Origin of the sequence: Streptomyces sp. NPDC020192 (assembly GCF_044388685.1) — a bacterium.
In the GTDB taxonomy this organism is placed as follows: Bacteria; Actinomycetota; Actinomycetes; order Streptomycetales; family Streptomycetaceae; genus Streptomyces.
On the sequence record NZ_JBIRXG010000002.1, the window covers coordinates 178,584 to 195,955 of the forward strand.

At 73.0% G+C, this 17,372-nt stretch carries 17 protein-coding genes; 2 read left to right on the top strand and 15 right to left on the bottom strand.

The window, feature by feature from the left end; all coding sequences use genetic code 11:
• Positions 1-75: 75 nt before the first annotated feature.
• Positions 76-1,899 carry an AAA family ATPase gene (locus ACH47Z_RS05250; RefSeq protein ID WP_399070686.1) on the bottom strand — a complete coding sequence of 608 codons (1,824 nt, stop codon included), beginning with the start codon at positions 1,897-1,899 and terminating at the stop codon, positions 76-78.
• A 187-nt stretch (positions 1,900-2,086) separates the two neighbouring features.
• On the opposite strand from ACH47Z_RS05250, the gene ACH47Z_RS05255 reads away from it, so the two are divergent.
• Positions 2,087-2,959 (top strand): SGNH/GDSL hydrolase family protein, encoded by an 873-nt coding sequence (locus tag ACH47Z_RS05255; RefSeq protein WP_399070688.1) that lies wholly within the window; start codon positions 2,087-2,089, stop codon positions 2,957-2,959.
• A 17-nt stretch (positions 2,960-2,976) separates the two neighbouring features.
• Here the strand turns inward: ACH47Z_RS05255 and ACH47Z_RS05260 are convergent, their stop codons facing one another.
• Positions 2,977-3,765, bottom strand: a complete 789-nt coding sequence (locus ACH47Z_RS05260) for an SDR family NAD(P)-dependent oxidoreductase (RefSeq protein ID WP_399070690.1) — start codon at positions 3,763-3,765, stop codon at positions 2,977-2,979.
• An 87-nt stretch (positions 3,766-3,852) separates the two neighbouring features.
• Between ACH47Z_RS05260 and ACH47Z_RS05265 the strand changes: the two genes are divergently transcribed.
• The gene (locus ACH47Z_RS05265; protein WP_399070692.1) at positions 3,853-4,704 is read left to right on the top strand and encodes a helix-turn-helix transcriptional regulator; all 852 of its coding nucleotides are present in this window, start codon (positions 3,853-3,855) and stop codon (positions 4,702-4,704) included.
• 12 nt (positions 4,705-4,716) lie between these two features.
• On the opposite strand, the gene ACH47Z_RS05270 is transcribed toward ACH47Z_RS05265, so the two are convergent.
• From ACH47Z_RS05270 to ACH47Z_RS05330, 13 genes are read right to left on the bottom strand one after another with little or no spacing between them, the layout of a single operon-like run.
• A complete protein-coding gene (locus ACH47Z_RS05270; protein ID WP_399070694.1) occupies positions 4,717-5,829 on the bottom strand; it encodes an NADase-type glycan-binding domain-containing protein in 1,113 nt (370 codons plus the stop codon).
• Positions 5,830-5,833: 4 nt separating this feature from the next.
• Entirely contained in the window at positions 5,834-6,397 is a 564-nt protein-coding gene (locus ACH47Z_RS05275; RefSeq protein WP_399070696.1) for a phage tail protein, read from the bottom strand.
• A complete protein-coding gene (locus tag ACH47Z_RS05280) occupies positions 6,394-8,352 on the bottom strand; it encodes a putative baseplate assembly protein (protein WP_399070698.1) in 1,959 nt (652 codons plus the stop codon). The genes ACH47Z_RS05275 and ACH47Z_RS05280 overlap by 4 nt, the downstream gene beginning before the upstream one ends.
• Entirely contained in the window at positions 8,352-8,774 is a 423-nt protein-coding gene (locus tag ACH47Z_RS05285; protein ID WP_399070700.1) for a GPW/gp25 family protein, read from the bottom strand. Before ACH47Z_RS05285 ends, ACH47Z_RS05280 begins: the two co-directional genes overlap by 1 nt.
• Positions 8,774-9,091, bottom strand: coding sequence for a PAAR domain-containing protein (locus ACH47Z_RS05290; RefSeq protein WP_399071370.1), 318 nt, complete (start codon positions 9,089-9,091; stop codon positions 8,774-8,776). Before ACH47Z_RS05290 ends, ACH47Z_RS05285 begins: the two co-directional genes overlap by 1 nt.
• Positions 9,092-9,140: 49 nt before the next feature.
• Complete coding sequence (locus ACH47Z_RS05295; RefSeq protein WP_399070702.1) at positions 9,141-10,967, bottom strand: VgrG-related protein; 1,827 nt, start codon at positions 10,965-10,967, stop codon at positions 9,141-9,143.
• Positions 10,964-11,683 (bottom strand): LysM peptidoglycan-binding domain-containing protein, encoded by a 720-nt coding sequence (locus ACH47Z_RS05300; RefSeq protein WP_399070703.1) that lies wholly within the window; start codon positions 11,681-11,683, stop codon positions 10,964-10,966. The genes ACH47Z_RS05295 and ACH47Z_RS05300 overlap by 4 nt, the downstream gene beginning before the upstream one ends.
• Entirely contained in the window at positions 11,683-12,108 is a 426-nt protein-coding gene (locus ACH47Z_RS05305) for a phage tail protein (RefSeq protein ID WP_399070704.1), read from the bottom strand. The genes ACH47Z_RS05300 and ACH47Z_RS05305 overlap by 1 nt, the downstream gene beginning before the upstream one ends.
• Positions 12,109-12,136: 28 nt before the next feature.
• On the bottom strand, positions 12,137-14,674 hold the full coding sequence (locus ACH47Z_RS05310; RefSeq protein ID WP_399070705.1) for a hypothetical protein: 2,538 nt from the start codon (positions 14,672-14,674) through the stop codon (positions 12,137-12,139).
• Between the two features lie 4 nt (positions 14,675-14,678).
• Positions 14,679-14,837, bottom strand: coding sequence for a DUF6760 family protein (locus tag ACH47Z_RS05315; RefSeq protein ID WP_399070707.1), 159 nt, complete (start codon positions 14,835-14,837; stop codon positions 14,679-14,681).
• Positions 14,834-15,334, bottom strand: a complete 501-nt coding sequence (locus ACH47Z_RS05320; RefSeq protein WP_399070709.1) for a hypothetical protein — start codon at positions 15,332-15,334, stop codon at positions 14,834-14,836. Before ACH47Z_RS05320 ends, ACH47Z_RS05315 begins: the two co-directional genes overlap by 4 nt.
• Positions 15,331-15,774, bottom strand: coding sequence for a phage tail protein (locus ACH47Z_RS05325; protein ID WP_399070711.1), 444 nt, complete (start codon positions 15,772-15,774; stop codon positions 15,331-15,333). The genes ACH47Z_RS05320 and ACH47Z_RS05325 overlap by 4 nt, the downstream gene beginning before the upstream one ends.
• A gap of 35 nt (positions 15,775-15,809) precedes the next feature.
• Positions 15,810-17,357, bottom strand: a complete 1,548-nt coding sequence (locus tag ACH47Z_RS05330; protein ID WP_399070713.1) for a phage tail sheath family protein — start codon at positions 17,355-17,357, stop codon at positions 15,810-15,812.
• Positions 17,358-17,372 lie beyond the last annotated feature (15 nt).

Consider the following 17,372-nt stretch of genomic DNA (forward strand, 5'->3'; position numbering starts at 1 on the left):
GTGGACGGTCCGACGAGCCGGTGGCGCGACCGGCACGTCATGACTCCGTAAGAGGTGGACCCGCCGTGCCGGCAGTCAGGCTCGCTTGCGCAGTGCCTGCCGGCGCTGGTCCCACTTCCGCCGTCGCTCCTTCTTCGCCTCGGCCCGCTCGAGCTGCTGGTACTTGCCGGCCAGGACGGCGAAGGAACGCGGCAGCAGCTCGGGATCGGTGACCCGTGCCAGGCCGTACACATCGCTGTTGGTGAAGGTGGTGCGGATCTCGGGCTCCAGCTTCCGCAGGCCCTCGGCGATCCAGGGATCCACCCGCTCGGGATGCGTGAGCGTCAGGGCGGCGCGCAGGGCACCGTAGCCGTGCCCCGGCGGGGACGCCGCGACGAATCGCCGCAGGTTCTCTCCCGCCTCGGGGAAGTCCTCGCAGGACCGGCACAGCAGGGCCGCCGCATGCTCGGACCGGCGTGCGTTCAGCCCCGACTGGAGGCGGTCGAACAGCTCCGGCTCGGCACGCAGCCGTGTGGTGAGGAACCAGTTGGTGAACCGCTCCGGTCCGATCCAGGGCTCCGCCATGCGTGCGGCCGCCCGCGTGTCGCCGTGCAGCGCGAGGGCCCAGCGCACCCACGCGTACGTCTCGGTCCGGGCCCGGTCCCGGTCCAGCCCCTCGAATCCAGGGAGCCGTTCGACGACGTGCGTGGCGGCGACGTACTCCCGATGGCTGGTCAGCAGCATGGCCAGCATGACGCGTTCGGGCAGCTCGGGGTGGTGGGACAGCCGGGGCAGCGCGGCGAATCCGGGGGCGGTGAAGGACGCGGCGCCACGCCGCCAGCGGTCCAGCTCCCGCTCGAACAGGACGCCGGCGATGTCCTCGAAGGCGCGGGGTGCGGGTCCGTCGGTCAGTGCGGTGACCAGGGCCTGGGCGTGCAGGTCCAGAGGGGTCTGGCAGGCAGGCGCGGGGGCCGTGCCGCGCCCGGCATCGGCGGGGGCGTCCCCGCGTACGGCGGTGAAGGCGGCGAGGGCCTCCGCGTGCCGCTCGGCCAGGGCGGCGCGGTCGAGCACGGGCGGCGCCAGATCGAGCCAGGGAGCCTCGTCGATGAGGTACCGGGCGTCGTGGCCGCGATGGCCCAGTTCCTCGGAGACCACCGCGCGGAACCGCTCCGCGTGCCGCACGACGAACAGCAACCGCACCGGCGGCCCGCCCTGGGGGCGCCCGTGAAACGCGTCGAGCAGCGGGACCACATCCGCGCGCACCCGGGAGTGCATATGGCTGTCGAGGTCGGAGCAGATGTCGGCGTCGTCCACGACGACCAGCGCGGGCCTGCCACGCTCGCGCAGGGCCGGAAACACCGTGTGCGTGTGCGCGGACAGCAACCGCCCGGCGGTCCAGTCCTCGCCGAGCGCCCGCGCGAGCTCCAGCGCCAGCCGGGACTTGCCGACCCCGCCGTCACCGGCGAGCAGCAGCACCGGGTGCGGGTCCGCCTCGCCCTCGCACCAGGCCCGCAGCCGGGCCAGCTCGTCCTCGCGGTCGCGGAAGGGCACGGGGCTGTGCAGCGGCGACAACAGGCTGAACACACTGGGGTCTTCGCCCGGGTTCACGCTCGTACGGCCCGGGTTCTCCAGCATCGTCCGGTACGCGAGGAAGCGCTCGATCCGCCGGACGTACCTCTCGATCCCGTCACTGGCCCCCACTCCCGCGAGCCCTAAGGCGACCAGCCCGCCGATCTGCCACCACGATCCGTGCCACACCCGGGTCTCCCGTACGAAGAACCCGGCGACACCGGCGAGGACACATACCAAGCCGCCCCACGCGGCCACTTCCGCCGCGATCCGCAGCCCCTTGCCCACCCCCGGGTCGTCCCAGCCACCCCGTCCCGCACCCCGGCGCCCCACTCCGCCCACTCCGCCCACGGCACCCCTCCCGTCCTCGCCCGATCTCCCACGAAGAATCTCCGTCAACAACGTTGACTCCAGGGTGCACCACCCTCACATTACTTATCGGTAGAACCCTGTAGTAACTCCCCAGTTCCGGCACTCCCCTTGCTCCGAGCCGCCGCTTTCTCGCGCACCCCCACCCCGAGAAGAGGGAGCACCTGCCATGCCCAAGCCTGCCCTGCGCCGTGTCATCGCCGCGGCCTCCGCACTCGCCGGGGCGCTGACCCTCGGCCTCACCGCCGCGCCCGCCCAGGCCGCCACACCCCTGAACTACGCCGCCCTCGGCGACAGTTACAGCGCCGCCTCGGGCGTCCTCCCCGTCGACCTGAGCAATCTGCTGTGTCTGCGCTCCACGGCCAACTACCCGCACGTCATCGCCGCCCGCACCGGGGCCCGGCTCACGGACGTCACCTGCGGGGCCGCCCAGACCAAGGACTTCACCTCGTCCCAGTACCCCGGGCTCGCCCCGCAGGCGGACGCCGTCACCGCGGACACCGACCTGGTGACCATGACCATCGGCGGCAACGACAACGGCACCTTCATCAACGCCATCCTGGACTGCGGCACCGCGGGAATATTCAGCGGAGGCAAGGGCAGCCCCTGCAAGGACACGTACGGCACGTCCTTCGACGACCAGATCGACACGAACACCTACCCCGCCCTGAAGAGCGCGCTCAGCGCCGTGCGGGCCAAGGCACCCAACGCCCGGGTGGCGGTGCTCGGTTACCCGTGGATCACGCCCGCCACGGCCGACCCCTCCTGCTTCGCCCAGCTGCCGATCGCCTCCGGCGACGTGCCGTACGTACACGCCCTGCAGGCCCACCTCAACAGCGTCGTCCAGCGTGCCGCGCAGGAGACCGGGGCGACGTACGTGGACTTCTCCCGGGCGTCCGCGGGGCACGACGCGTGCCAGCCTCTCGGCACCCGGTGGATCGAACCGCTCCTCTTCGGGACGAACATCGTCCCCGTCCACCCCAACGCGCTCGGCGAGCAGCGCATGGCCGAGCACACGATGAGCGTCCTCGGCCTCGGCTGACCGGACCCCGGCGGCGGTCAGGCCCGTGCGCCACCGTCGACCCGCAACACCGTGCCGGTCACGAAGGAGGCACGGTCGCTCAGCAGCCACGCGGCGGCCTCGGCGATCTCCCCGGGGTCGGCCGCGCGACGCAGCGGGGTCAGGGCCGTGAGCCGGTCCTGCAGCCCGGGCGCCCGCTCCTCCCAGGTCCGGATCATCTCCGTCAGCGTGTTGCCGGGCGCGATGGCGTTGACCCGGATCCCCTCGGGGCCGTACGTCACGGCGGCCGACTCCGTCAGGCTGTTCACCGCCCGCTTCATCGCACCGTACGCGGGCAGTTCGGGATTGCCGCGCAGGCTGCCGATGGACGAGTTGTTGACGATGGCGCCCGTCCCGGCGGTCGCCCGGATGGCGGCGACCTCGGCGACCATGGCCAGCCAGACGCCCTTGAGGTTCACCGCGTAGACGTGGTCGAACTCGGCCTCCGGCAGCTGATCCATGGGGCCGGGGGGCTGGATCGTCGCACCGTTGTTGAAGGCGACGTCGAGGCGGCCGTAGAGCTCGACGGTACGGTCCACCGCGGCCCGCACGCTCTGGGCGTCGGCCAGGTCGCACACCACGTGGTCCGCGGTGCCGCCCGCCGCCCGGATCTGCTCGGTCACCGCCTTCAACTGGGACTCCGTACGAGCCGCGAGCAGCACCCGGGCCCCTTCCCGGGCGAAGAGCCGGGCCGCGGCGGCGCCGATCCCGCGCCCGGCGCCGGTCACGAAGGCGACCTTGCCGGTCAGGAGGCCCAGAGAGGTGTCGGTGGTCTGTGTGTTCTCCATGGCAGCGAGCCTGTGCCGGTGCGGAGGGCGTATCCAGGCACCGGCAGTACCTGGATCGGCCTCCCGGCGCCCGCGCACACTGGGGGTGTGGACAGAGCAGAACTGGCGGCCTTCCTGCGCAGCCGGCGCGAGCGGATCAGCCCCGCCGACGTGGGCCTGCCCGCCGGGCCGCGCCGCCGCACACCGGGGCTGCGTCGCGAGGAGGTGGCGCAGCTGGCCTACATCTCGACCGAGTACTACACCCGGCTGGAGCAGGCCCGCGGCCCCCGACCGTCGCGCGAGGTGCTGACCGGGCTGACCCGCGCCCTCAGGCTGACGGACGCCGAACGCGACCACCTCCACCTCCTGGCCGGCGCCCCGGTGGGACCGCCGCCCGGGCCCTCGCGCGAGGTACGGCAGAGCATCCTCGACCTGGTGCACCGGCTGCCCCGGTCCGCTGCCTTCGTGACCTCCGCCATGCTGGAGGTCCTCGCCTGGAACGACCTGGCTGCCGCCCTCATGGAGGACTTCTCGGCCCTGCCCCGGCGCGACCGCAACCTCGCGCGCCGGGCCTTCCTCGGGCCGCGACCCGGGGGACGCCTGCTGTACGGCGTGTCCGACACCGACGCGTTCGCCCGCCACGCCGCCCGGCGCCTGCGCACCGCCGCCGCCCGCTACCCGGACGATCCCGAGGTGAGCACCCTGATCCGCGAACTCCTCACCGGCAGCGCGGAGTTCGCCCGACTGTGGGCCTCCCACGACGTGGATGTGGAACCCACCCTGCGCAAGACCTTCCAGCACCCACTGGTCGGGCCGGTCACCGTCAACTGCGACGCCCTCGACCTCACCGACCGGGACCAGCAGGTCGTGATCTACACCGCCGTCCCCGGCTCGCCCTCCGAGGAGGCGCTCCGGCTGCTGTCGGTCATCGGCACCCAGCGCATGGACGCGCCCCGCTGACCCCGTCGTACGTCAGCTCCGCTGGAAGAACTCCACCTCGGCGAGGGCGACGTGACGCTGTGCCGTGAGGCCGGTGACCGCCCCCAGCACCAGCCGTACCTTCACCACGTCGTCGACCCCGGTCGCGATGGTCTGCGTTCCCGGCTTGTCGCTGAGGTCGATCTCCTTGGGGTGCACCGTGCCGTCCGCCGAGGTGACCTCCATCTTCATGCGGAGCGCCCGCGCCTCGCGGGCGTACTCCTCCGGATCCGTCGACGCGCCGTTCGTGATGATGAGGTCGACCAGCCGGAACGGCTTGCCGAAGGTGTACGTGATCGAGGCCCCGGCACCGGGCGCGCCCCAGTAGCGGTTGCTGAGCCCGTCGGTGGTGTCCTTCGCCGGATGCCCGGCCGCCTCGGCACTCGCGTGGACCTCCACCGGGGTGACGGCCTTGGCACCGCCGAGCTTGTCCCGGGTGTCCTCGAACAGGGCGCGCCCGGCGGGCAGCAGGAAGAATCCGCCCACGCACAGCGCCAGGATCACGGCCAGGACGACCAGCAGCCGGATCCACCGCCCGGACCCGGCCCGCACCTGACGCCGGAACGGCCAGATCGTCCGCCACCAGGGCAGCGGATCCCGGTCCGCCGCCGGGGTGAGCGGACTGGCACAGCGGCGGCAGAACCGGCGGCCCGGCGGATTGGGCGTCCCGCACACCGGGCACGGCACCCCGGACACCTCCTCCGGCCCGGCCACCGCCCGGACGACCGGACGCGGCGCGACCGGCTTCGCGGGCTGCACGGGCCCGACGGCCTCGGTCTGCGGCGGGGCCGGCGTCGGCACCGGACGCTCGGGGCGGACCGGTGGGGCCGGCGCGGGCGGGGTGTTGCTGGTGGTGGCGGGGGTGCGGGACGTGGTGGGACCATGCTCTTCCGTACGGTGTTCTTCACCGTCGGTTCCAGCTGCGGACTCTGAACTACCGTGCGTGGTATGGCTGTTGGCAGCTGCTGTCGGTCCATGCGCGGCCGGTGGTGCCGGCGCGGACGTACCCCGCGAGCCCTCCTCGGACCAGCCCAGATACGACCCGCAGTTGCCGCAGAAGTCGTCGGTGGGGTCGTTGGACGCCCCGCACACGGGACAGGCGCGCATGGCGTCACCTCCCTTCGTCGGAGGGCGGGCCGGGCAGGAACTCCACCCGGCACGGGACATGCACCGGACACAGGGACCGGACGACCTCGCGGACCCGGTGCTCGTCCACCGCGGGGTCGCGGCCCGGCCACACCCGGACCAGCACCGCGCCGGACGGCGCCGGCGGCAGGTCGGCGCCCGGGGTACGGGACCACGCCGCCCCGCCGTCGCCACTGACGTCGGCGTTCACCCCGAGCGTGAGCCGCAGTCGCTCGACCAGGCCGCGCCGGGTGCCGCGCCGGCGGTGCAGCTCCACCGCGCGCACCACCGCCTCGCGGCGCAGGTCCGCCGACCACTCGGGGTCGTCGTCGGAGCCCACCCAGGACGCCAGCCAGGCGACGAAGTCGAGCGGCGCCACGCGCGGGTCGAGATAGGCGGGCAGGTTGTCCAGCGCCGCGAACACCGGGGCGAGGACGGTGTCCAGACCGCCGGTGAACCGCTGGGCGAAGTCGTCGTCGGCGTAGAGCGCGGGCAGCAGCCCGCCGATGGGGTGCCGGCTCGGCAGGCCGGGTACGGCGGCGCGGCTCATGCCCGGCCTCCCGGCTCCAGGGGCTGTACGACGACCTGGTGCTGGTACGAGAACACCAGCGCGCCCGCGGCCACGTCGACCCGGTCCGCCGGAGCGCCCCGCCGGCCCGTGACGGGGTCGGCGGGGAACAGCCGGATCTCCTCCACGAGCGCGTTGCCGGTGGCGCGTTGCAGCAGGCCGAAGATCTCGCCGTACTGCACGGGCCGCCCGAACGGCCACCCGGTGCCGTCCGGTCCGCCGTGCAGCGGATTGAGGTACCGGAACAGCGCGGCGAGGGCCGCGTCCCGCACCCGGTCGGTGTCCCCGGGGGCCGCCGCGAGCCGGGCGACGACCGTGACGCCCTGGTAGACCGGCGGCTCCACCACCAACCGGGTCCCGATCAGCCGCCGTTCGTCCAGGCTCCCGGTGATGGCGGCGAGCACCTGGTCCGACGGAATGAGTTGCTCGAAGCGGAGCCGGTCGCCCTCGTCGGCCACCGCGTCCGGCACCACCAGCACCCGCACCGCGCCCGCACCCTCCGCCGCGGGCAGACAGCGCACCCGGCGCACCGACGGCGCCGCCTGCCGGGCGATGATCTCGTGGTCCTCGGCGGTCACCGCCCGCTCCTGCATCCGCAGCGCGTCCGGCGCCCGCAGCTTGGCGTTGGCGACGCTCTCCCCGTCCACCCCGCCGAGCGCCGCCTCCCGGTTGGTGACCCGCGCGATGTACGGCACCGAGCTGCGCAGCACCGAGATCGCGCCCCGGGCCACATTGCCGGCCGGGCCGCCGCCGGTGCGATAGCGGGACACCCGGATCTGCGCGCCCTTCTCCGGTACCGCGCCGCACAGCCGCAGTGTCCCGTCCGGCTCGCGCAGCGCGGGCGGGAAGGTGAACTCGCCGGTGGTGGCGTCGACTTGGACGTGCCGGTCGGCCGGCCCCGAGCGGCCGAAGTGCTCGACCACCTCCCAGCGCTGCCAGCCGTCGGCCGAGGAGACCTCCACCACCGGTGGCTCGCCGTCCAGCAGTACCGGGGGACGGCCGAGCCGGAACGTCTGGCCCGGCACCCCCTCCGACGCGCCGAGCGGTACGTCCGTGACCGTCTCCGCGTGTTCGGCCGTGCTGGTGCCGCCGACCGTGAACACCGTCGCCTCGCGCACGGTCGGGGACTCCGAGTAGAACGGCTGACCCGGCTCCGCCTCGGTCACCCGGCAGCGCAGCCAGCCCGCCCGGGTCCCGCCGATCACCGACGCGGTGTGTCCGGCCGGCACGTACACGATCACCTCGCCGGGCCGGTTCAGACCGCCGGTGGTGTCCGACCCGGTCTCGGCAACCTGCCAGCGGCCGCCGTCCCACACCTCCCACACCAGCGGCGGCTGCCGCGGGTCCACGCCGACACCCTCCACCCGGCTGTCCAGCCGTACGGCGACGATGCACCGCGGCACCGCCGTGGGCAGCCCGAACAGCACCGCGTCCCCCGGCTCGGGCGCGGCCTGGAAGCACCGCACGTCCCGGCCCTCGGCCAGCTCACGCGTGCGGTCGGTCTGCTCGCCGGTGCGGGGAGTGGTCACCAGCCGGACCAACTCGCTGGGTACGACGCGCAGTTCGTCCGTGGTCGCGAACACCACGGGCTCCTCCGCGTCGCCGCCCGCCGTGGTCACCTCGGTGCCGGCGGGCAGCGTCACGGTGTCGGGCTGCGGCGCCGACAGCCAGAAGTCGACCTCGGCCGAGGCCGCCGCCGGCGGGAACAACCGGATCCCCAACAGGTCCAGGAAGGCCGTGTAGTTCTTGTCCGGCACCCGGTTCAGCCGGTACAGCAGCTGGTCCACGAGATAGGCGAACGTCTCGATCAGGGTGACGCCCGGATCGGAGACGTTGTGGTCGGTCCACTCCGGGGCACGCCGCTGTACGTACCGCTTCGCCTCGTCGACGAGTTGCTGGAACCGCCGGTCGTCCAGGTTGGGGGAGGGCAGGGCCATCAGTCCGCGACCGCTTCCTCGGCCCCCTCCTCGGAGGGGATCGTGTAGAAGGGAAACACCAGATTGCGCCGGTCGTTGGTGGAGCGCACCGTGTAGCGCACATCGATGTACAGGGTTCCGTCGTCCACCGCGTCGAAGGCCACCGCCACGTCGTCCACGGTGATCCGTGGCTCCCACCGCTCCAGCGCCTCACGCACCGCCCCCGCGATCCGCCCCGCGGTGGCGCCGTCGCCCGGAGCGAAGACGAAGTCGTGGATCCCGCAGCCGAACTCCGGCCGCATCGGGCGCTCGCCGGGCGCGGTGCCCAGCACCAGCCGGATCGCCTCCTCGATCTCCCGCTCCCGCTCCACCATGGCGATCCCGCCGGTCGGCCCGACCCGCAGGGGGAACGCCCAGCCGCGCCCGATGAACCGCTCGCTCATCACACACCCCCGATCCGCACGTTCGGCGCGCCGATCTGAACGGTCGCGCCGCACGCGGTGGTGTCGCCCGCCCGAGCGGCCGGCAACCCGCCGATGAGGACCTCGCCCGAGACGAGCGCGGTCGGATCGGGCAGAATCACGTTGGCCGGGCCGAGGGCCGCGTGCGGGGGCATCACACAGGTGTGCAGACTGCCCACGACGGCGGCGGGACGGCCGCCGATCAGTACACGCGCCACCGCGGCGGCGGCGCCGGGCGGAGGGGTGGCGATCACCCCACCGTGGCTGGTGGGATCGCCGGTACGGGCTGCGGCGGGCATGCCGGGCTCCTCGAAGTCCATGGTCAACGGGTAAGCAATTGATGGGCAGTCAGTTGATGCGCACGAGATCCGCCTTCAGCACGCCCAGCAGGCCGCCGTCGAGGGTGACGTCGGTCTGCCCGGTGACGCTCACCGAGCGGCCGCCGACCCGGACCGCCGTGGTGCCGTCGATCTCCACGGTCCCGCCCTTCACGCTGACCTTCCCGGTCGTCGCGTCGAGCGTGATGCCGTGCTCGTCCAGCCGTACCGAGGACAGCGCCCGCCGGCCGCCGGCCGCGTACACCGTCAACTCGATCCGGTCGTGCCGGTCGTCCAGCAGCACCTCAAGCCGCTCGTCCGCGGTGCGCAGCCGTACCCCGGACGGTCCCGGTGCCGGGGCGTCCAGCAGCTCCAGCCGATGCCCCGAACGCGACACCAGGGAACGGCGGTTGACCTTGCCGCTGGTCCCGTCCACCAGCGGCACGTCGTGCGGCGAGGGCCGGTCCACGCCGTTGTACAGACCGCCGATCACGTACGGGCTGTCCAGCAGCCCCTGTTCGAAGCCGACCAGCACCTCGTCGTTGACCTCGGGACTCACCACACCCCCGCCGCCCTTGCCACCCCACTGCACCGTCCGCACCCAGTCGGTGACGTACGTGTCGTCCAGCCAGGGGAACGTGAGCCGGACCCCGCCGCTCTGCGCGCCGCCCGGCTCGCGCACGTCCGTCACCACGCCGATCGCCAGACCCGGCATGCGCGGCCCGCGCCCGGGGGCGTTCGCACCGGTCACCAGGCCCGCCAGGGAACGGTCCGGGCTGGCGCTCACCCACACCGTGGTCCGGTACCCGCCGTGCGGATCCAGACTGTGCCGCACGGCCGTGGCCGTGTACCGGCCGGAGAACGCGGGTCCCACATTGCCGAGCGCGACCGGCCGCCCCGCCCGCAACCGCGGATTGCCCTCGGCCACCGCCTCCAACTCACCGAAACCGGCACTGACCTGCGCGGCCACGGCATCCGCGACCGCTGTGGTCTCGGCCTGCGTCCGGTACGGCGTGTCCGTCACCGTCAGCTTCGCCGACTTGCCGAACCGGGCGCCGAACTCCGGGGCCAGTCCGGGCAGTACGGTGTCGCCGGTCACCGACTGCTGCCGGGCCACCAGCGACTTCTTGGTGGTGACGTCCCAGCCGCGCACCTCGACCTGGGACGCACCGTCCGCCCCCGACAGCGCGGCCCGCAGCGCCAGCAGATTCCGCCCGTACTCCAGCACCATCGGACTCTGCGTGGCCGGCGTCGTCGGCGCGGGCGCACCGGAGGCCTTCTCCGGCTTGGTGAACTGCAGCACCCCCTGGTCGTCGACCCGCACCAGCGCGCCGCTCTCGCCCGCCAGGTACTGCAGGAAGTCCCAGTCGGAGACGTTGGCCTGCGACACCTGCTTGTAGGTGACCGGCGCCGCCTCCACCTTCCCGCACGGCAGCCCCGCACCGGCGGCCACCTTGTGGACGATGGCGGCGGCCGTCATGTTCCGGTACGCCACCACCTTCCGGCCGCGCTGGAGCCGATGGGCGACGGAGTAGGCACGGACGACGGTGAACGACCCGGTGGAGTCCCGGTCGATCTCCACCGCCGTGACCTCGCCGTTGAACAGCCGCTCACGCGCCTGCCCGGCGACCGTCACCACCGACACCCGCAGCGGGGTGCCGAGGGTGATGCCGGTCGATTTCAGGAACTCGTGGTCGGGATCGCGGTACGTCAGCACGGCGGTGTCCGGCAGACCCACGTTCTCGTCCACCACACAGCTCACCAGCTGCGCCGCCCAGACCGGCGGCAGCTCACCGGGCGCCTCCACGACGGGGTCCGCCGCGAACGACCGTCCGCCGCGCGCCTCGGGTGTGGTCACCGCTCCTCCTCACCGCCCGTGTCCCCGAGCGCCGGCACCACCAGTTCGGTACCGGGCACCAGGGCCATCGGGTCGTCGATCCCGTTCGCCTCCGCGATGACCCGCCAGGCCGTCGCGTCGCCGTACTCCCGCCACGCCAGCAGCGCGAGGCTGTCCCCGGCCACCACGGTGTGCGTGCTGCGGGCCGTACGCGCACCGGAGGTCGGGTTCTGCCCCGGCGGGTCGACGCTCGCCTCCTCCACCGACAGCGCACAGGTCGCCCGCAGCGGCTTGCCGTCCACGTCGAACAGCGTGTACGTCACCGACAGGCTCGACAGCACCCCGTCGAACGACGTCGTCCGCGCCGTACCCCACTCGAACCGCACCCACGGACTGGCCGGCTTCTTCCGCGCGAGGCTCGCCGGTGTCGGCACGCAGGCCTTCATCAGCTTCTCCACGGCCTGCTCGACCGAGTTGTCATGGGTCGAGGTCGCGTCCAGGAAGACCTCCAGACTCAGCTCCCGCGGCCCGCTGCCCACGAACTCCGGCAACGCCGACTGCCCGGCCATCCGCGACGGGCTGCGCCGCCACTCGGTGGTCTTGCGCAGCTGGAGGGTGTTCGGATTGAACTGCAGATCCAGCCGCGCGATCATCCCCCCGGGCTTCGCGCCCACCGCCGCCGGAGGTTCCTTCAGGGTCAACTGGGCCCGGGCCCGGCTGGTACGAACAGCGGCCATCAGGAAGGCCTCAGTCCCTCGTGGGCGATCTCCAGCGTCTCCACGGCGGCTTGCGAGGTCGAGGGATCGAACGACGGCCCCTGCCAGCGCACCGGCACGATGCCCAGCACCTGCCAGCTGATGATCCGGCTCAGATCCGGCCGCAGCGCCACGATCTCGCCGTCCTTCGGCTCCACCCGGCGCAGCGTCTCGTCGAGCCAGCGTCCGATCTTCGCCGTGTCGGCGGTGACCGGCCGGGTGAGCGTGATGTTCGACCAGGTCACCCGGCCGGGCAACTGCCAGGTGAAGCCGTTGTTGCCGCCCTCGGCGTACGTCTCCATCTCCACCTCCGCCCCCATGCCGGAGCAGGTGTGGAAGGCGCCCAGGTCATTGCCGCCGATCGCGAGCCGGAAGAACACGCTCGTCGCGAAGATGTTGTCCGTCATCCGTTGGCCATCCGTTCCCTGTCCGTCCTCAGCGGCGTCCGTCGTAGGGACGGCCCGCCCGTTCCCGACCGCGCCGCAGATCGGCCCGGAGCAACCGCGCCATCGGCTCCAGCAGCCGCCGCGCCAACTCGTCCAGGTCGACCCCGGGGTCCTGCGGGTGCCCCGGGGACCGGACCGTGCCCTTGTCCGGGGGTTTCCGGGGCGCCGGTGCCGGGGCAGGTGTGCGCTGCACCGTTCGTGTGCCGCCGGTCGCGTCCTGCTGCGCAACGGGTGCCGTCGGGCCGGGGGTGCGGTGCGGCGTTCCCGCCGTCGTACGGGTGGCGCGGACCACGGGTACGGGCGGACTGGGCTGCGCCGGCGCGGGCGGTCGGCCCTGGATCGGGGGCGCCTGCGGGTCGGTCACCGGGAGCGTGGGCAGGTGTCCGGCAGTGGCACGCTGGACCGGCGGACTCGGGCGTACGACGGGGACGGCGCGGCGGGGACGCGCGGAACCCCCGTCGGCCGAGGGCGTGTTGTACGACGACGGTGCCGGCATCGGCGCCCGGGTGGAGACGGTCCGCTGCACCTGGGGCGCTCCGGGGGGAGACGGTGCCGGTTCCTGCGACGGGCTCGGTTCGCGCCGCCAGGAGGCGGTGACGACGGGACGCTCGGTGATGTGAGCGGCGGCAGGGGGTGTAACGCCTTCAGGGACACGGGTGTTGAGGGTGAGGGTGCGGGCGGAGAGGAGGGAAAGGCTGCGGGGTGTCGGCAGTCGCTGTGCTGTGCCGGGGTGGAGGGCACGGTTGTCGGTGGCGTCCGGGGTTCGGCCGGGGGCGGGGACGGTGAGGGGGCGGGCGACGACGAGCGGAGGGGCTCCACCGGCTCCTGTAAGGGCCGGCGTCGTTGCCCTGCTCGCGGAGGAAGGCGTGGCCGCCGCTCCCGTGCCGGCTGGTGCGAGCACGCGCTGTACCGGCGCGGACCGAGGGGTGCCCGGAGTGAGCAGGGGTGGGGCGGGAGCCGATGCGGTGCCCGGCGTCGAGGGTGAATGTCCCTGAACGGCAGGAGAGTGGGGGGAAGTGCTACGCCGTTCGGTGTCCGTCGTGCCCAGCAGGGGAGCGGTGCCTGCAGGGGGCTCGGGGGCAGCGCGCTGGACGGTCGCGGTGGCCGGGTCGGGCGGGGTGTGTGGCCGACCACCAGGGCGCGGCGAGCGCTGTACGTCCGCGGTCGGCGGCAGCGCCGGCAGCGGTGCCCCCAGGCCGCTTCGGGCTCGGGCGCCGGACGGCTGGGGAGACGGTTCGGGTACGGCCTGTGTGACGGTCGGCTTCCCCTCGCTCCTTGGCGTCGCCGGACCACGGCCGTACGCGTCCGACGTGGAAGCAGCGGAAGCGGAGACGTCCATCTGGCGCTGCGCCACTGGCAGTGTCGGTCCGGGTGCCGGGCGTGGGTTGTCCGGGGCGTTGGTGGACAACGGCTGGGCGGTGGGGGGAAGTTCGGTCATGGGTGCGCCCAGTGGTGGCCGGGTGCCGGGGCGTGCGGGGGTGGTGGCGCGCGGTGCGGTGGGCGCGGGCTGCGCGTCCTCGCCGACAACGGGGGGAGCGGCTGCTTCGGTGTGCCGGACAGCGGGCCGTAGCGCGGTGATCCGTCGTACCGGCGCGGCGATGCGCCGGGCGACCGTCGGCGAGGGGCCGACAGCCCTCGGGCGCACGGGGTTGTTCACCGACTGCTCTCGCCGGGCGGTGCGTCCGGCCTTCGCCGCCGTACGCGGGCCGGACGGAGTCCCGGGCGCCGCGGAGTCACCCGAGGTGTTCGGCACCACGGCGATGCGCCGTACCACCGGAATCTCCGGTCCCGGCGCCGGGCGGCCGGGGTCGTCGGGCCGGACCACACCGGCGGTCCCGCCCCCCGTCTGGGCCCGCTGAACGGGCGTGTCCGGCGCGGCCACCGAACGCTGGACGGCCGGCGTGTCCGCCGCGGGGGTCGGCCCCGACCGGCCCGGGGACGGCAGCGAAGTCCTCGTACCCTCCGCCTTGTTGCCCACATGGTTCTCCATGGAGCCAGGTGCCGGGAGATCGTTGACGATCGGCGTCTCACCCGGAACCGCCGATTCACCGGCGCCCCGGCGCGCGGATCCCGAGCCCCCACGCCCACCGGTACGGCGGGCAACCGCCGGATGCGAGGCAGCCGCGGCACCGGACTCGACAGCCCCCTCGTCCCCCTCGACATCCGCTCGCAGTACCCGCAGCAGCAACGGCCCACCGTCGGCGTAGGTCCCACCCGGTACGGCAGGCCGCGTGACACCCTGGACCAGGCCCATCGGCGCGGACGGCAGCAGCGCATGCCCGAGGCCGGCGTCGAAGGACGGGTTCTGCCAGGAGGCGAGGCCCGCGCGGAAGGTGAGGCCGTCGCTCACCCCGAGCGGGGCGCGGGCCACGGTCAGCGTCGGCGGAGCGGTACGACGCCACCCGCCGTCCCAGTCACCCGGCACCGACGGACCGACCGCCGTACCGGAGGCGGACGTACCCGCGGAAGACCCCGGCCCGGCAGCCCGCGCCGCGGCCCGGCGGCGGAAGCGGTCCCGCCATGCCATGTGCTCAACCACCTTCGTTCACACGGGTGTTGATACGGGCGATCTCGGTCACCCACTGGCGGCGCTCGGCGTGGGTGAGGTCGAGGATCTCCTCGCGCTGCCAGTGGAAGTGGTAGGCGACGTACGCGATCTCCTCCCGCAGCCGGGGGAGTGCGTACGTCACGATTCCCCCAGGCGCCCACCCGAGAGGTCGACCTCGAAGGCGCCCTCGCAGTGCGGGCAGGTCACCGCCGCGCGGGTGTGACCCTCGCTGTTGACGCGGCGGTAGAAGTCCTGGAGGAACGCGACGTCCGTGGCGTACATCCGCTCCACGACGCCCGCGTGGACGTCGGTGATGGTGCCGAGCCGGGTGATCACCTGGCTCAGCAGCACCACACTCAGATAGGCGGGGTTCTCCTTGACCCGCAGATCGATCTGGGGCCGCAGTTCGTCCCGGGCGGTGGCCAGGCGCATCGCGCCGTGCCGGTGCAGGGTGCCCGCCTCGTCCACGTAGCCGCGCGGCAGCTCGAACTCGAACTCCGTGCGCAGCCCGTGACCTTGAGACGGTGCGGGGCGGGCGGCCGGGGCCGGGGCCTGGGGCTGGTCGGCCGCCTGGGCGGCCGGTGCCGTGGCCTCCAGTATCTCCTCCAGGCTGCCCGCCGTGACGGTACGGCGCCTCATTCGACGTGGATCTCCTCGAACACGATCGTGACGGACTCGGTGGCCGGGGAGGACTCACCGGCCTTGAGTGACGGGCCCTCCCACTTGGAGGCCCAGCCGTTCATCAGCTGGATGCGGCGGACCGTCTCACCCTTGGAGTCCATGATCTCGATGGTCAGGTTCTGCCGGGCGGTGTCGATGGCACCGTTGTTGAGGGTCTCCTTGATCCACTTGGTGAACTCGCTGCTCTTGTCGAGCCCCCGGGTGATCGTGATCTCGCCGGCCTCCCGTGCGCCGGGCTGCTTGCGGATGATCTGCTTGCCCCTGGAGCTGACCTGCTTGACCTCGACCACCCCTTCCTCGACCATCAGCCCGCTGATCTCCTGGATCGACTCGACCATGTACCCGCCGAGCTGCACGCCGAAGACGTGGGTGGAAAGAGCATCTCCCTCTTGAGGCATGACTGTGTGTCACCTTTCCTTGACCGACCCGCGGGTCACTCGTCGATGAGGCTGGTGCTGTCGGAGAACTGGGCCAGCCGGAACACCACGAACTCGGCGGGCTTCACGGGGGCGACACCGATCTCGCAGACGACCCGGCCCTGGTCGATGGACGTCTGCGGGTTGTTGTCGCGGTCGCACTTGACGTAGAACGCCTCCTCGGCGGTGCGGCCGAAGAGCGCGCCCCGGCGCCATTCCTCGGTGAGGAACGCGGTGACGTTGCGCCGGATGCTCGACCACAGCCGGTCGTCGTTCGGCTCGAAGACCACCCACTGGGTGCCCAACAGGATGGATTCCTCAAGGTAGTTGAAGAGGCGGCGCACGTTCAGATAGCGCCAGGCCGGGTCGGAGGACAGGGTGCGGGCGCCCCAGATCCGGATGCCACGGCCGGGGAAGGCACGCACGCAGTTCACACCGATTGGGTTGAGCAGGTCCTGCTCGCCCTTGCTGAGCCGGATCTCCAGGTCCACGGCGCCCCGGATCACCTCGTTGGCGGGCGCCTTGTGCACCCCGCGCTCGGCGTCGCTGCGCGCCCACACACCCGCGATGTGACCGCTCGGCGGGACCGTGGTGTTGCGCCCGGCCGCCGGGTCGAAGACCCGCACCCAGGGGTAGTACACGGTCGCGTACCGGGAGTCGTAACCCGCTTCGTCGTTACGCCAGTTGCGCACCTGCTGGGCGGTGAGCCCGGGCGGGGTGTCCAGGACCGCGACCCGGTCGCCCATCTGCTCGCAGTGCGAGATGACAGCGAGCTGGACGGTGCGCACGCCCTCGGCGTCGATGTCGCCGCGCTGGTAGGCGCCCATCAGGTCGGGGACCGCGACCATGGTGATCTCGTCGATGGCCTCCAGCCCGGCGAACCCGGTGCGGGCGGCGGCGTCGCCGACGTACTCGGCCGGGTCGAGCCGGGACACCGCACCCGAGCCGGGTACTGCTGGCGCGGCCGGCGCGTCGGGAACGGCCACCGTCTGGCTCGCGGGGCGGGTCTGGGTGGCGTCGCGCTGCTCGGTGACCTCGATCAGCTTCGAGGCGCGCAGCTGGCTGACCACATAACCCTTGACGTTCTTGCGGGTGGAGACGTCGTATGTCTCGGCCACCTGCTCGCCCTGGCGGACCAGCAGCTTGAAACGGTCCTCGGGCGGGTTCTCGCCGTCCGTGTCGGTGACTTCCACCGACACCCCGGAGACGCCGGGCCGGGCCGTGATTCGGAACCCGCCGAGCGTGATCGGCTCGGCCGCCCGGACCTGGGCCTCCCGGGAACCCCCGCCGCCGTCGTCGTTCGAGCCGCCGACGCGCACCACGTAGGCCGCGCCGCCGCCGTTGGAGAAGTAGCCGTAGACGGCGTGCGCGAGGTAGGTGCCCTCGGTGAAGCCGCCGAACAGCTGGGTGTACTGGTCCCAGTTGGTGACCAGGGTCGGTTCGTGGAAGGGCCCGCTCCGGGCGAATCCGACGAACGCGGCGACGGCGGTGCCGACCCCCTCGATGGGGCGGGCACCGGACTGCACCTCCTCCACGTACACGCCCGGGGTGAGGTACGTCGGCATGCTCGCTCCTTCACG